Raw genomic sequence first — 14923 nt, forward strand, 5'->3', positions numbered from 1 at the left:
GGCGGTGGCCGCTGCGGGTGATCCGCACCGGGCTGAACAAATCGCCCGGGCCATCACCAACCCAGACGAGCAGGCGCGAGCGTTGAGCGCACTGGTCCCGGTGGTGGCCGCTGCGGGCGATCCGCACCGGGCTGAACAGATCGCCCGGGCAATCACCAACCCGAACCGGCAGGCGCGAGCGTTGAGCGCACTGGCGTCGGCGGTGGCCGCTGCGGGTGATCCGCACCGGGCTGAACAAATCGCCCGGGCCATCACCAACCCAGACGAGCAGGCGCGAGCGTTGAGCGCACTGGTCCCGGTGGTGGCCGCTGCCGGCGACCCGGACAGGGCCCTACGGCTAACCAACGTCGCCGAGCAGACCGCCCTGTCCATCGATGGATACGGACAGGCGGGGGTCTTGAGCGCGTTGGCGTCGGCGGTGGCCGCTGCGGGCGATCCGCACCGGGCTGAACAAATCGCCCGGGCAATCACCAACCCAGACGAGCAGGCGCGAGCGTTGAGCGCACTGGTCCCGGTGGTGGCCGCTGCGGGCGACTTGGACAGGGCTGAACAAATCGCCCGGGCCATCACCAACCCAGACGAGCAGGCGCGAGCGTTGAGCGCACTGGTCCCGGTGGTGGCCGCTGCGGGCGACTTGGACAGGGCTGAGCAGATCGCCCGGGCCATCACCAACCTGAACCAACGAATGTGGGTGTTGAACGCACTGTGGTCGGCGGTTGCCGCTGCGGATGACCTGGGCAGGGCTGAGCAGCTCGCCCGGGCCATCACCGACCCGGCCGAACAGGTGCGGGCGTTGAGCGCGCTGATGCCAGCAGTGGCCACTGCCGGCGACCCGGACAGGACCCGACGGCTGATCAATAGAGCCGAGTTGATGGCCCGGTCTATCTTTGACACATTTGGGCGGGCGCGGGCATTGAGGACGCTGGTGGCTGCGGTGGCTACAACTGGGAATGCGGACCGGGCTGAGGAGATCGCTCTGTCGATAATTGACCCGCACGAGCAAGCCGGAGCTCTGAGCGCGCTGGTGTCAGCGGTGGCCGCTGCGGGTGATCCGGGCCGGGCTGAGCAGATCGCCCGGTCCCTCACCGACCCGGACGAGCGGGCGCGGGCGTTCAGCGCTCTCGCCCAAGAAGTAGGCCCGCCAGAGGCGTGCCGGTTGTTAAGTGAGGCGTTCGGGGTGGGCCTGTGGTGGACACCGTTGTCCGTAGTTGCGAAGGTGGCGCCGGGGGTGGTGTTGCGGGTCGCAGAAATACTGTTCGATAACGAACGTTCGCGAGACACTTCCAGCGGCCCGGACACTGATCCGGATCGGCGCAGCTCAACAGGCCACTAGTTGATCATAAGAATGTAACGCTACCCGTGTCCCCGTGCCCTCGCTGCGGGTCAGCAGGTACTGCGCCATCGCTGGCGTGGCGATCGCCGAGCGGCGGCGCAGCGGAAACGACATCGCGAACGCGGCCAGCAGCGAACAGATGTCCTCACCGGGTTCCCACAGCGGCAGCGTCACCGGCTCGAACCGGTTCTCCAACTGGTCGTCGGAGCGGATCGCCAGGTACGCCTCCCGGGTGCCGACCCCGACCAGCGGGATCCGCAGCTCGTTGCCGAGAAACCGGATCAGGTTCAGGAATTCCCGCCGACCCTCGCCGCGACCAGCCAGGACGTTATGCAGCTCGTCGATCATCAGCATGCGTACGCCGACCACCCGTAGCAGCGCGAGGGCGGTCTGTTCCAACTCGGCGAGCTGCCGCCGGGGCCGCAGCGGCGCGCCCAGGGCGGCCAGGATCGTCACGTAGAACCGCTTGACCGAGGGTTCCGAGGGCATCTGCAACGCCAGGACCTAAATCTCCTCCCGGTCCGGCCGCGATATCCGGGGGTGGGTACGGCGGAACTTCTCCACGATCATCGACTTGCCGTTGTTGGTTGGCCCGATCAGCAGCAGGTTCGGCATCCGCTGCCGCGAAGGCCAGGTCAGCAGCGTCTCCAGCCTGGCCAGGGCATCGACCGCCCGCGGTTAGCCGATCCACCGCTCGGCCCGCACGTGCCGTAACCGTTCATCGGCAGGCAGCCGGGCGATCGTGCGGGCCGCCTCCTGCAGGTGCGACAGGTCGACCGCGGTGACCACCTCGACCTCGGTGTCGTCATACTCGGCCACCGGAGTTACCACTGCTCGACGTCGAAGGCCGCCACCACACCGGCCTCGCTGTCAGCCGGCGGTGGCCCCCAGCCGCACCGGCGGCTTCGGTGCCGGCGTGGCGGTGAGCCGGGCGGCGTCGCGGCGGGCCCGACGCTTCGTGCGGGTCGCGGTGTCGGTGATCGCGCGCATCTGCTCCACCATCCGAAACAGCGCGGTCTCGTCGACCTCGGCGCGGCCCTGCTCAGGGAGCCGGGCCACCGCCGCTTTCTGTTCCCACACGCTGATCGGCGGATGGGACACCGTCCGGTACGGCACCTTCAGATACGTGCCGCCGTCGGGGTCCAGCACCCAGATCCGGCTGATGTCGCGCGGGTCGCGGCGCAGCACGAATCGGTCCAGTCGACCCCGGCGGGCGATCCACGGTTTCAACGCGTTGCTGAGATAGCCGACGTGGTCGATCATGAACCCGGCCCGGCCCGGCCCGGCTCAGCGTGCGACGGATCACCGGCAGGAAGTCGACCAGGAACGCGGTCGCGTTGCTCACCACCACCGGCGGCGCACCGGTGGTGGCCTCAGCCCACACCCCACCCGGAGTCCGGCCCAGCGTGGAATGCACCTCGCCGTGGTAGACCTCGACCGCCAGAGCCAGCCACCGCTCAAGCTCCGCCAGCGTCAACGCAGCCTGCGCGTCGCTGTCGTAGCCCGTCCGCTGCGCCGGGCGGGAGAACGTCGTGCCCGGCAGCTCGTGCACCTGCTGCATAAACGTGCCGATGACCCGCTCGACCACCCCGCCGTAGTGCGGCTGACCCGGCGGCCGCCACCGTAACCCGATCCCGTGCTGGGCGCAGCCGCGCGTCAGCGCCTCGCTATGGAACTCGGCCGCGTTGTCGACATAGATCTCGACCGGTTTACCCGCCATCGGCCAGACCGCGTCCACCCTGAGCTGCTCCAGCCAGGCCCGCTTGTCGACGACCATGTGCGCCAGGCACAACCCGACCGACAACGCCGACGGCGCCTCCAACGTCACCACCAGACCGACCACCGCCCGGCTGAACACGTCGATCGCCACCGTCACGTACGGACGGCCGACCGGCAGCCGATGCTGCTCATAGACCACCACCACGTCGACCACCGTGTGATCCATCTGCACCTGCACCAACGGCCTGTCTACCACCGGCGCCACCCACCAGCCGACTGCAACGCCCGCGCCGCGTCACGCCCCTCACGCGAGGCCACCGCCTGCACCGGATCCAGCCGCGCCACCCGCCGCACCGCGCACCGCGCGACGGCACCGGCAACCCTCGGGCCTTGCACAGCCGGGCGATCTCCCGGTGGACTGCGGACAGCGAGCGGCGCTGCCGACTCAGGTACCGCGACCGCAGCGTCTCCCGCATCACCGTCTCGACCGCCTCGGGCGACCGGCCACCACCACGGCCGCCGCCGGAGCGACCCACCAGCAGGTCCGATACCAGACCCGAACCCTCACGCCACCGCTGCACCAGCGCGTACACCCGACGCCGAGAAATCCCGAGCTCAGCCGTGGCGACATCCGCCGCCTCCACGGACACCCGATCGGCCTCGACCAGTCGACCGATCACCGCAGCACGCTCGACCGCCAACGCCCACGCAGCATCCGGCGCCGACAACACGCCACGCTCAACCAGACGCCCGGACGGATCCTCCATCACGCCTCATCGTGGTGAACACGACTCCAGGGAAATCGACGTTAGTGCACACGAGTACGGGAACACAGCCTTCCCGACCCGGCTTCACTCACCCGTGGATCCCCAGGTCGTCAGTGCAACCGACTTCGGGAAATGACACCAAGGACGTATCACGAACGTTCGTTACCGGACAGCTTGTCCACGCGCCGCAGCACCACCTGCGGCCAGTGCCTAGCCAACACCGACAGTGGTATCTCCCACGATGCCTGCGCCAGCGCTTCGCACACGAGGCGCCGGGCGCGGTCCAGGCTGCCACTGTTGGCCACCGCATCCGCCACGACAGTCAGTGCCTGAGCCTGCCAGTCGGGGTCGGCGCAGGCGCGGGCCAACTTCTCAGCTCGGTCGTAGCCGCGGGCAGCGGCCACCGCGGCAGCCACCGCAATCAGCGCATCATCTCTCCACGGGGTGTCGAGCGCGAAGGCCAGACCCTCGGCTCGGTCGTAGTCGCCGGCGGCAGCCATCGCTTCGGCCACCGCGGTCATCGCCCTATGCCTCCAGGCCGGATAGAAGAAGGCCATGGCCTCGGCCAAGTCGTAGTCGCCGGCGGCGGCTACCGCCCGGGCGGAGGCGATCAACACTCGCCCCTTCAACGATCTATCCGTGATGGATGCGGCCAGGCCATCTGCCGAGCCGGGATCGCCTATGGCGGCCATCGCCTCGGCCACTGTGGTCAACGCCCGTTCCCGCCACGGCAGATCGGTAAGGGACCGGGCTCCGGCCTCGGCGACGGTTGCCACCTGCCGGGCCCGGTCATGCTGGCCCGCAGCGGCCAGAGCCTCGGCCACGGCGGCCAACGCCCACACCTGAGAGGACGGCTCGGCAATGGATCGGGCTAGGCCGTCGGCACCAGCAGCCGTCTGCCGGGCCCGGCCGTAGTCGCCAGCGGCGGCAGCCGCCTTGGCCGCCGCGGTCAACGCCTCCACCTGCCAGCCCTCGATGGTGATGGACCGCGCGATGGTCTCAGCCCTGTCGTAGGCGCAGGCGGCGGCCACCGCCGCAGCTACTGCTACCAACGTTCGGTCCCGCCACGGCGGGTCAATGTGAGACCGGGCAAGGGCTACAGCCCTGTCGTAGTCACCAGCGACGGCCACTGCCTCGGCTACCGCGGTCAATGCCCGCGCCTGCCGAGACGGATCCACCTGAGATCGGGCCAGTGCCTCGACAGCGGTGGCGACCTGCCGTGCCTGGTCGTAGTCGCTGGCCGCAGCCATCGCCTGGGCTACTGTGGTCAACGCCTGCGCCCGCCGGGATAGATCGGCTAAAGAGCCGGCCAGCCTCTCAGCTTGGGCGTAATTGCCGGCGGCGGCTACCGCCCGGACTACCTCGGCCACCATCTGTGCCTTCAAGTCCTCGTCCAGATCGAAGCTGATTAAGGCTTCGGCCCGCTTGTGGTCGCCAGTGGCGGCTAGCGCGACGGCGACTGCGGTCAACGCGCGGGCCCTCCGATACGGATCGGTGAGAGAATCGGTCAGAGACTTGGCCCGGCTGTGGTCGCCGGTGGCGGCAAGTGCGATGGCGACCGCGGTCAACGCGCGGGCCCTCCGATTCGGATCGGTGAGAGATTGGATGGCTTGCTCGGCGGCATTGCCGACCCTCCGAGCTTGATCGGAGTGGCCTGCGGTGGCCAACGCGCGAGCTACTGCGGCCAGCGCCTCTGCCTGCCAGCCTCGGTCAGATAGCTCGCGAGCAAAGTCCTCGGCCCGGCGATGCGCGCCGGATGCGGCCATCGCCCCAGCTGCCGCAGTGACCGCCAACGCCCGCTCAAATTCGTTCCTGCGGGAACGGGCCAGCCTCTCCGCCTGGACATAGTCGCCACGGCTGGCCATCGCACCGGCCACCGCCGCCACCGCCTCTGCCATCTCCGGCTCGCTCTCAACGGAGCGGGCCAGTTCCTGAGCTCGGTCGTAGTCGCCGGCAGCAGCCCTTGCCTTGGCCACCGCGGTCAACGCCTGCCCCAGCAAGCTCGAATGGGTTAGTGAGGTTCGGGCCATCTCCTCAGCCCGGCCGACGTCGCCGGCCGCGGCTGTGGCCTCGGCCACCGCAGCCATTGCCTGCTCCTGCAAATCTGTGTCGGTCAAAGAGCGGACCAAGGCCTCGGCTCGGGCGGGTAAGCCGAGTGTGGTCCAGACGGCGGCCAGGTTGGTGGGGATGTTGGTGTTGCGGTCGGTGAGATTGGTGCGGCGGATGCACAGCCGCAGCATCGCCTCGAGGTCGGGTTCTGACCCTGCCAGGACGAGGTCTTGGCAGGTAATGATCTCGGCGAGGGCGGCGGCGTCGCCGCCGGACAGGTCGAGCATCCGGTCGTGGCGGTCCGGGTCGGTGACCAGGTCGACCAGCCGGGATACCTCACCGGTGGTGGCCAGCATGCCGGGGTACCCGCGGAGCAGGTACTCCGGGGTATCGGCCGGCCACGGCGGGCGGCCGTTGGCGGGAGTGCGGTAGCTGTCGGCCCAGGCGTGTAGGCGGGTGCGGTATTCGGCCAGCCGGGGTTCGCCGACGTAGCTGGTGGCGGCCTGTTGTAGTTCCTCGTGGCCGAGCAGGTACACCTCGGGGCCGGTGTACGGATCCCACTGGGCGGTGCGGCGGGTGAAGGTCCGCCCGGCCACGGTGTGCAACACGTCCTCAATGGCGACCAGCCCGGCGCCGGTTAGCTCCCGCAGATCGGGCCCGGACAGGCCACCACGAGCCGCGGCCACCAGGCCGAGCAGGTCCTGCTCGACCGGGCTGCCTTTCAACAGGCGTCTGAGTTCGGCCTTGCCGAGGCGCTGCAGATCCTGCGCGTACGGCGACGCGGACAGCCGGCGCACGATGCCCGGATCGCGCAGCGGATGCCAATGCGGCACATCGTCGGGGATCGGCGGGTTCGGCCGCCCGGCCACGATCACCCGCATCCCGACCGGCGGGTCGGCCGGTAGCAGCCCGGCGATACTGTGCGGGTGGTCGCCGCTGGCCGTGCTGCGGTCCTCGTCCAAGCCGTCGACCAGCAACACCAGCCGTACCTGCCGCTGCCGGCAGGCCTGCGCGGCCTGACCGAGCAAGTCCAGCAGCCACGCCTCCCGCAATCCCTCATCGATAACCGCGGGTGCCTGCTCGTCGGTCAACGCGGTCAGCTGCTCGGTCAGCGCCGCCACGAACGCCGCCCGCGTGTCGGAACCGGCCAGTCGGGCGGCGATGAAGAACGCCACCACCTGCACCCGCGAACGGACCTCCTCCGGCGGGTTCAGTACGAACGTCGACAACAAGGCCGACTTACCCGCCCACGGCCCCGCCTGCCACCACACATACGGGCCCCGATGCTCCTGCAAGCAGAACCCGGCCAACTCGGCGAACTCTGCATCCCGGTCCAGCAGTTGGGGCGGCGCGATCCGGCGGACCTGCGCCAGATACGCCGACCGCGGCGCTACCAGCGGCTCTGCTCCGGACAGGAACACGTTCACCGTCCGAGCCGTACCGATCCCGACGCCGCCCTGCTCACCGTGCCCGAGCACCCCCCGCCCCCGCGCGGCCTGCCACCCCGGCGCCTCGTCAGAAGCGCCGCCGTCACCGGGTCCGGTCAGTGGCCGGGCCGACCCGGCCGGGGAGGGTCCGGTTTCTCCCGGCGCTGGTCGCCGATGTTGACGGTTCCGGCCTGCCCGATCGCCGTCGCCTGATCATGCGCGGTCGCGTTCACCCCGCCGGTGAACACCGCCGATCCCGGCGCGGCCAGCACCTGAGTACCCGCTGCCTGCTTGGCGGCCCGCAGCTGGGCTAGCAGATCAGTAACCGTCTCGGCGAACGTCTCGTCCCGGCGCGCTGCCGCTGCCACCGCCAACTCGACCTGCTGGCGGGTCAACTCGCTGACCTGCCCGGACTCATCCGCCGCTTCCTGCGCGAGGTCCTCGCGCACTGGCTCACCCAGCCTGGACAGGACAACGTCATGCAGCCGGTCCGCGCCCGCGTCGATCGCGGCGTCGACCGTGTCGTCCATCCGGCCCGCAGCCCGGCGTGCTTTCCGTACCGCCCACGCGATCACCATCCCAGCGACCACCGAAGCCTCCACCACCGGCACCTGGCGCCTCCCCGAACAGTTCGCCTCACTGTGGACCAGACCCGCACCCACCGTACCGAGCCATCCATCACCCGAACAGACGACCCAGCGCACACGCCTCAGTGCAGAGGACTTCAGGCATCGGTGCACAAGACTTCGGAAATCGACAGATACCATCGCGTTTTCCGAGGTCGACTTTGTAACGAAACCCGTGTCCGCGCCTTCGTAATGCTCACGAGGGTTCGCGATACATTATCGCGACGCGGATCGGCTACGGACGGGTCTCCACCCGTGACCAGAACCCCAACGCCCAACACGACGCCCTCGCCGCCGCCGGATGTGAACAGATCTTCATCGACAAGGCTTCCGGCAAGCTCGCCCGCCGGCCGGAGCTCGACAAGGCGCTTCTGGTCGCGCACCGACCGAGCGACCAGTTCGTGGTCACCAAGCTCGACCGGTTCGGCCGGTTCCTGGAACACCTCATCGACCTGTCGGCCCAACTGCAGGAGCGCAGCGTTGACCTCGTCGCGCTCGACCAGGGCATCGACACCTCCACCGCGGTCGGGCGGATGTTTTCCAGATCCCTCGGCGCCATCGCCGAGTTCGAGCACGCCCTGATGTCCGAGCGCACCCTCGACGGCCTGGCCGCCGCCCGTGCCCGCGGTCGCACTGGTGGGCAGAAGCCCAAGCTCACCGCCCGCCAGGCGAAGATCGCCCGGGAGATGTACGAAGAGGTCGGACCCGACGGGCGTCACATGCACACCGCCGAACAGATCGCCGCCGAGTTCGGCGTCACCCGGCCCACGATCTACCGTCACCTCGGCAGGCTCACCGACTGAACTCGTCGGATCTCATCGCCACTCGTCGCGTGATGGCCTCTCCACTATCACTGTGACCTGCGGGCTTCCACGGTGACATCGGTACTCGTCGCCACTGAGTAAATCTCCCCTTAGGTCGTCGCAAGCTCACTCTCGACCGGCCGGTCAGCCCGATTGAGTTTCGACCTGAGGGAGAGCGCGATGAGCGCCACCGACAATTCCAAGCCCCGCCTGAGGGTGAAGATCCTGCTGGCCGCCGTGAGTGGTGTCGTGGCCGGTGCGGTTAAAGCCGGCGTCCAGTGGGTGATCGACAACTTCACCGACAACTAGCGGTTCGCCACGGGCGGCGTTCGGGCTCGTATTGAGTCCGGCCGCCACCATCGTGTCGATCGCTGCAGGGAATCCGGTATTTCCTGCGACAACCTTAATCCGGCCAAAGCGGGATGCCCGGGGCTGGCTGTCGCTGGTCCCCACAGCCGACCGGCGTGCCAGGCGCGGGACTGGCGTACGGTTCGGCGGAGCCGGGCCTGGATCGTGGCGGCCCGGGTGGACCAGCGGGTGAGCTGCCCGCAGTGCGGAGCCGAGTGGGCGGCTGGTTTGGATCGGCCGCTATCGGCGATGTTATGTACCCCGCGGTACCGCACGAAAGCCTCCTTGGTGGGAAGACTCGGCGCAATGTTAGCGGATTGTGCGTGATAGCGAGGATTTGCCACGATTCAAGGTTCGCGTGAGTCGCGGCCGGCACGCCTCCTGCAATCGGGGGCGGGACGCCCCTGACGTCCCGCCCCCGTGGCTCTACAGGTCATGCCAGCCCAGCGCGTCGATCGCTGTGCTGGTCAGCTCGTATACCCTGCGTGGGGGCCGATTCGCGGCGGCCGCGGCTTCCATTGTCTCGTTCTCACACGTCACCCACCCGGCTTCCCGCCACCGGCGCAGCGTCGAATACACCACCGCCTGGTGCATCCCGGTCTGCTTGATGATCGCCAGTCCCCAGGTGTGACCGTCCCGGATGGCCTCGGCGACCATCCGGGCGCTGCCAGTGATCCGGATCTTGGATGGTGCTGGACCGCTCATCGCCAGACCGTCTCGTGCGACGTCCGGGGCCGCGGAACGCGCAGGCCGAAGCCGAGCGCGTCGACAGCCTTGCAGGTCAGGGCATATAGGGTGCGCTGCGGCCGGCCGTGCCGGGCGGCGACGTGGGCGGGTTCCTGCTCCCACGTCACCCAGCCGGACTGCCGCATGCGGGCGAGCATCGGGTACACGACCTGAGTAGAGACGCCGGTGTGTTCCGTGATGCCGGTACCCCAGTTGTGGCCGTCCCGGATCGCAGCGGCGACCGCCCGCATCTGCATCGTGACCTGTTGGACGCCGACCGTGGTGCCAGTCATCGCCGGGCCGCCTCGCGTTGCCCCGGGCCGACCCGGCGGGTCTGGGTGTCGTCGGTGTGATGCCGCCCGTGCTGGGCGGGGATCAGCGGCCAAGCCGGCGGCGGACTGGGCTGTGGCGGAGGGCCGACGCGCCGGCGCATGTCACGGACGTCCATGATCCGGGTGCTGGCCTGGTCCGGGGGCAGCCAGTGCTCCGGCCGGTTCTTCGGCGCCTCGTCGTCCGGCCGGGTCTGCCAGCCCATGTTCAGGCACGTGAAGATCGAGTACCAGCGGTTGGCGCGCAGGACAGTCGCCGACCACAGTACGGCGAGCGGCGCCAGGGCGAACGTTCCGAGCTGGTAGGCCAGGGACTGGTCGGAACGCCGGATGCAGAACGAGCGCAGCATGATTGACGAGCCAATGCAGACCTGCACGATCACCGACCACGTCAGGATCTTGAGGTACGCCGACGCCGGGCGGTCGGTGACGAGCGGGTCGACAACCATGACGGTCAGCAGGGCGACGGTGTTGATGCCGAACCCGGACCAGCGGATCAGGTGCCACCAGTAGGAGAACCGGTTGGTGGGCAGGTACTTCATGCGCCACCAGGAACGGATGAACGAGCCACGGCCCCAGCGGGTCTGCTGCTTCCAATGCCCCTTGAACCGATGGGGCATGGTCGTGAACACCAGGCTGGTGGGCTGCTGAACGGTACGTCCGCGGATCTGGCCGTACAGGGTGAGCAACGAGTCGTCACTGATCTTCATTTCGCGGCCGAAGAACTTCTCGTTGAGGTACGAATCGAGGTTGTCCAGGACCACCGCGGCCCGGTAGAACGCGGACGCACCGGAGTTCACCAGCACCGCGCCTGCCACCGACATCGCTGAGCGGTCGGTCAGCTGCAGCGACACCATGGTCAGGTCCATGATGCGGGCCAGGGTCGAGTCACGGGTGTTTTCGGTCAGGATCACCGAGGTCACCGTCATCACCTCAGGATCGGCGAGCGGCTTTAACCCCTCCCGTAGGCACTGGGCGTCAGGGCGGGCATCGGAGTCGACCGTCCACACGACATCGATCTGGTGCTCATCGACTGTCTCGCGCAGCGCGGTGGCCTGCGCCGAGCGCTTGCCGCCGTTGTCCTGCCGCTGCCACCGGCCGATCACCCCGGCCTCGCGGCACGCCTGCATGAACCACGGGAGCAGCGCGTCGTAAGAGCCCTGCTCAGAGCCGTCATCCACCACATAGATCATGTAAGGGCGGCGGGCCTGCGCGAGGATCGCCGCCACCGTCGACTGCAGCGCCTCCGGCGACTCGTTGAAGTTCGGCACCGGCACGAGCACGCGCAGCTCGTCGAGTTGACGCTGCTGGCGATCCGTGACGGTGGCCGGCCTGTCGCTGAAGAACATCAGCGCCTGCCACACGAACAGGGCGAAAGTCACCGCGTAGGCGACGGCTAGGCCGTTGGTTTCCCCGTCACGGCTGGCCCAGCCGAGCAGGGACACGCTGTGAGAGAGCGCCCAAACGGCGATCAGCGCGAGCAGCGGAACGGCGGCGAGCACGACTCGCCGCCGAACCAGCTGGGCGGAGGCGAACGTCACCGCGACGACACTTCCCGGCGCCGACGCCATCCGATTCGGACGGCGACCGCGGCGGTGGTCACCAAAACGATGCCGATCGCCAGCGCGACCAAACCGGCCTGCGCGAGCCCGATGGCCGATGCGCCTGTGATGGCGAGGGAGCCACGGCCGGGAATGCTTCCGTAGGGGCCCATAAGTTGTCTCGTCTCCCGTTCTACTTGGACCCGCTAGAAGGTATTGGGATTTTTCGGTCTCCGGTATCGCTCGGCAGGGGTCAACCGGTCGTCGTCGGCGCCTGACCGCAACGCGCGGTTACCTCGGCCCCGGCAAGGCCGCACCGGACGGCGAACGGGGTGTTGTTCGTGGTGAGCGAGCCGCGACGGCGTCGCCCGGGACGCTTCACGAATGCGCTAAAACCGTTAGCGCAGATCTGAAATTCAGATCTGACACGCGGGTCCGTTGCGCGGATCTACCCGATCGAGGTGCTGTTCGGCTCCCAACATGAACGACCTTGGAGGTCCGATGACCAGTACACCCTCACCCAGGCCACCCGCCTGAGCGGCGCCCTGTGCGTACAGCGCGGCATCCCGATGCTGCAGACCTACGCGCCAGCCCAATGATCGCCAAGCAGGGGCACATCGGACGTCCATGATCCAGAGGCCGAGTCCGGGTATCAGCGCACGCCGGTGACCGCATGGGTCAAGCAGACCGCCGACCGCCTCGTTGAGCCACACGATCGGGTGCGCGCTGATCTGCTGCAGGTCGGCCAGGGCGGCCTGCGGCCGGGTCGGATTGTACGGATGCCACACCGCCACCGGCCCGGCTGCCGCCGATCAAGGTAGCGGGCCAGTTCCCAGCCCGCACGGGTCTTGCCTGTCGACGACCCGCCCACCAGTGTGACCTGCCGGGACCGGCTATCGGCGAGCATCGCGTCGACTACCTCCCGTAACTGCACGTCGTGGGTTCGCACCACATAGCCGGGAAGCACGTCTACCGGGGCGTCTCCGAGGACCTTGATCGCCGGATGCACCTCCAGCGCGAGGGGATCACACTCGCCGACCGGCTGGCCCATCCGGTGTAGGCCCCGACTGGGCCCACCGGTGCCGGCGCGTCTGTCCTGTCGTTCTTCTTGCGCACGTCGGTGAAGGTTGAGCCACCACTTGAGCGGCCGTTCCTGGTAGTCCTCAGCGTTGATCGCACGCGGCTGCAGATAGTCGACCAGGAACCGGACGACCTCAGGATCATCAGGTACGGCCTTGCCGCCGAACCAATCGCTGAGCCGCTGACCATTGATCGTCAGACCCGATTGGCTGGCGGCCTACCTGAACAGCACCGTGTAGGAGACCACCTCGGTGGCCTTGCGCAGCTGCCCGAGCGCGGCGAAGAAGGCATCGGCAGCCGACCCCGAAGTGTCGGTCATCGCCTGCTACCTGTCCGGTCCGGCCATCCGGACCCCGATCGAACCGGACAGTTGGTCACCGACAGCCAGTTGGACATTGACCGAAGGTATCCGTCACAGGCTCGGCGGACATCCACCGGACACCCGAAAACGGAAGGACACCACCCGCCCAGCCGGCGAAGGAGTCCTCAATGTTCACCGCGCTCGCACTGATCCACGACGGAGCCCTCGCTACAGGTATCGGCTCCGTGGTCTACTCCGTCACGGTAGCCACCGCCGCTTTCACCGCCCTCCTCGCCCCCAGCGAACCGCGACGCCGCGACCCCGCGACCGTCCTGAGGATTCTTCTCCGCAGCCGCCGGGCCAGCGAAGATCAGCTCGACAGCCGGTGAAGAGGACTCCGGACATCCGTGCACACGACTTCGGAAATCAACATCACCGACCTGTCCGCTCAACTACAGGAGCCTGGCGTCGACCTGGTCGTGCTCGACCAGGGCATCGACACCTCCACTGCGATCGGGCGGATGTTCTTGAGATCCTTGGTGGGATCGCCGAGTTCGAGGGCGCCCTGACGTCCGAGCGCACCCTCGACGGCCTGGCCGCCGCCCGAGCCCGCGGTCGCACCGGTGGGCAGAAGCCCTATAGGAGTTCGGGGCAGCTGCAGGGTGTCCAGGCGAGCCGGTCCTGGGACACCAGCGGAGAACCCGACGACGAGCCTCCACCATGCGGGTGTCCGCGATCAGCAAGCAACCGGGTGATCGCAGCGTCCGTATCGAAGCCGAAGCTATCATGGCGTTATGTCCATATTTCTACCCTGTCACCAGCCGAATCGTCTGCGAGTATTTCTTCGCGTCTTCGCCGATTGCACCCGTCGTCCACGCCGCCCGGTACATCTCCCACCAACCCGTCAGCGACGAAACAATGACCTGGTTCAGGTCCACACGGGACTGCATATCCTCCTGCGTCATCATCCGCGCTGACATGACCGGATCCGCCTTGATGATCGACGACACCATGCCCACCCACAGCATGTGCGGCGACGTTGTCGGCTGCGGGCTTTCCCCCAGAGCATCGAGGAAGAAGAAACGCCCGGTCTTCCCGAAGCGTTCGAGAGCTGTGAGCACCTGCGTCAGCACCGGGTCGGCCTCGACCGCCTTCAAAAGGGTTTCGAGGTGGCCCGGCGCCGTACTGCGGTTCACGTCCAACACCGCCCGTGCCCTGCGGTCGGCCTCCACAATGCTGTGCCCTAGCCGCAGCATCACCGGCTTCGGCGGCCACGGTTCGTGCCGGGCGATGCACGAGATGCCGATTGTCAGCTTCAGCAGCTTCTCGGCGCCCAAGGCCAACAGTGACATCGATGCCACCGCATCGTGATAGTCCCGGCGGATCTTTGAGGTAATAGCCAGGCCGTGGGAGAAGAGGCGGGAGGCGTCGTTTGCCTCGTTGTCGAGCGTGATGTTCCACAGCGGAGTGCCGGGTGTCAGCATGATCTGAGCGTAGATAGTCGGTTCGTAGCCCTGCTTCGGTAGCCAGCCTCGCTAGTGCGGCGCCAGGCGTTCTGTGTATGGCCCTAAGAAGATGCCGCTGCCCAACCTTCGCTCCGTGCTGGCATGTCGGGTAGCCAGGCCGTCGGCGTCGTCGCCCCCACCCGAGCCGGTCAGACGGCTGACCGTCGGCTAGCAGGTCACCATTAGCGTCTACGCCGATCTGCCTTCGACGCGCTCAAATTGGCGACCTCGCACCACGAGAATCAAGGCGCAACAGAGGGTCCCGACCAAAGAACCGGCGGGGAACCCAATAGCCCGCCAACCGAACCGCCGAGCATGAAACGAGCAGAAACAGCACACGGACAACCGGTCTGGCGCACGAAACCCCAG

At 68.0% G+C, this 14923-nt stretch carries 12 protein-coding genes and 3 pseudogenes; 5 read left to right on the forward strand and 10 right to left on the reverse strand.

From position 1 onward, the window contains the following. Positions 1-1333, forward strand: a pseudogene (locus tag B0I29_RS46235) (hypothetical protein); the annotation flags it as partial. On the opposite strand, the pseudogene B0I29_RS43910 reads toward B0I29_RS46235, so the two are convergent. The 6 genes and pseudogenes from B0I29_RS43910 to B0I29_RS43925 form a co-directional block, all read right to left on the reverse strand. After that, positions 1319-1999 (reverse strand): annotated as a pseudogene (locus tag B0I29_RS43910) (TniB family NTP-binding protein); the annotation flags it as partial. The pseudogenes B0I29_RS46235 and B0I29_RS43910 sit on opposite strands and share 15 nt — an antisense overlap. A 12-nt stretch (positions 2000-2011) precedes the next feature. Then, positions 2012-2152, reverse strand: coding sequence for a hypothetical protein (locus B0I29_RS47920; RefSeq protein WP_311733480.1), 141 nt, complete (start codon positions 2150-2152; stop codon positions 2012-2014). A gap of 51 nt (positions 2153-2203) precedes the next feature. After that, positions 2204-2392, reverse strand: coding sequence for a hypothetical protein (locus B0I29_RS47925; RefSeq protein ID WP_245973214.1), 189 nt, complete (start codon positions 2390-2392; stop codon positions 2204-2206). A gap of 120 nt (positions 2393-2512) precedes the next feature. Continuing rightward, positions 2513-2596, reverse strand: a pseudogene (locus B0I29_RS47930) (hypothetical protein); the annotation flags it as partial. Between the two features lie 1372 nt (positions 2597-3968). Next, positions 3969-7295, reverse strand: coding sequence for a P-loop domain-containing protein (locus tag B0I29_RS43920; protein ID WP_146617104.1), 3327 nt, complete (start codon positions 7293-7295; stop codon positions 3969-3971). Positions 7296-7411: 116 nt separating this feature from the next. After that, a complete protein-coding gene (locus tag B0I29_RS43925) occupies positions 7412-7906 on the reverse strand; it encodes a chromosome partitioning protein (protein WP_245973210.1) in 495 nt (164 codons plus the stop codon). A 245-nt stretch (positions 7907-8151) separates the two neighbouring features. On the opposite strand from B0I29_RS43925, the gene B0I29_RS43930 reads away from it, so the two are divergent. Continuing rightward, on the forward strand, positions 8152-8724 hold the full coding sequence (locus tag B0I29_RS43930) for a recombinase family protein (RefSeq protein WP_245973213.1): 573 nt from the start codon (positions 8152-8154) through the stop codon (positions 8722-8724). A 180-nt stretch (positions 8725-8904) separates the two neighbouring features. Next, on the forward strand, positions 8905-9033 hold the full coding sequence (locus tag B0I29_RS47665; protein WP_260329104.1) for a hypothetical protein: 129 nt from the start codon (positions 8905-8907) through the stop codon (positions 9031-9033). A gap of 465 nt (positions 9034-9498) precedes the next feature. Here B0I29_RS47665 and B0I29_RS43935 read toward each other — a convergent pair whose 3' ends face one another. Genes B0I29_RS43935 through B0I29_RS43945 form a run of 3 tightly spaced genes read right to left on the reverse strand, consistent with a single transcriptional unit; the run spans position 9499 to position 11668 of the window. After that, the gene (locus tag B0I29_RS43935) at positions 9499-9777 is read right to left on the reverse strand and encodes a helix-turn-helix transcriptional regulator (protein ID WP_146617105.1); all 279 of its coding nucleotides are present in this window, start codon (positions 9775-9777) and stop codon (positions 9499-9501) included. Beyond that, positions 9774-10091 carry a hypothetical protein gene (locus tag B0I29_RS43940; protein ID WP_111655127.1) on the reverse strand — a complete coding sequence of 106 codons (318 nt, stop codon included), beginning with the start codon at positions 10089-10091 and terminating at the stop codon, positions 9774-9776. Before B0I29_RS43940 ends, B0I29_RS43935 begins: the two co-directional genes overlap by 4 nt. Further along, complete coding sequence (locus tag B0I29_RS43945) at positions 10088-11668, reverse strand: glycosyltransferase (RefSeq protein ID WP_181558299.1); 1581 nt, start codon at positions 11666-11668, stop codon at positions 10088-10090. Before B0I29_RS43945 ends, B0I29_RS43940 begins: the two co-directional genes overlap by 4 nt. Before the next feature lie 937 nt (positions 11669-12605). On the opposite strand from B0I29_RS43945, the gene B0I29_RS47670 reads away from it, so the two are divergent. Beyond that, entirely contained in the window at positions 12606-12728 is a 123-nt protein-coding gene (locus tag B0I29_RS47670) for a hypothetical protein (protein ID WP_260329106.1), read from the forward strand. Between the two features lie 509 nt (positions 12729-13237). After that, a complete protein-coding gene (locus B0I29_RS43955; RefSeq protein ID WP_111655130.1) occupies positions 13238-13438 on the forward strand; it encodes a hypothetical protein in 201 nt (66 codons plus the stop codon). A 417-nt stretch (positions 13439-13855) separates the two neighbouring features. Here B0I29_RS43955 and B0I29_RS45520 read toward each other — a convergent pair whose 3' ends face one another. After that, entirely contained in the window at positions 13856-14533 is a 678-nt protein-coding gene (locus B0I29_RS45520; protein ID WP_146617106.1) for a hypothetical protein, read from the reverse strand. Positions 14534-14923 lie beyond the last annotated feature (390 nt).

The sequence above is a fragment of the Actinoplanes lutulentus genome, assembly GCF_003259845.1.
Taxonomy (GTDB): Bacteria; Actinomycetota; Actinomycetes; order Mycobacteriales; family Micromonosporaceae; genus Actinoplanes; species Actinoplanes lutulentus.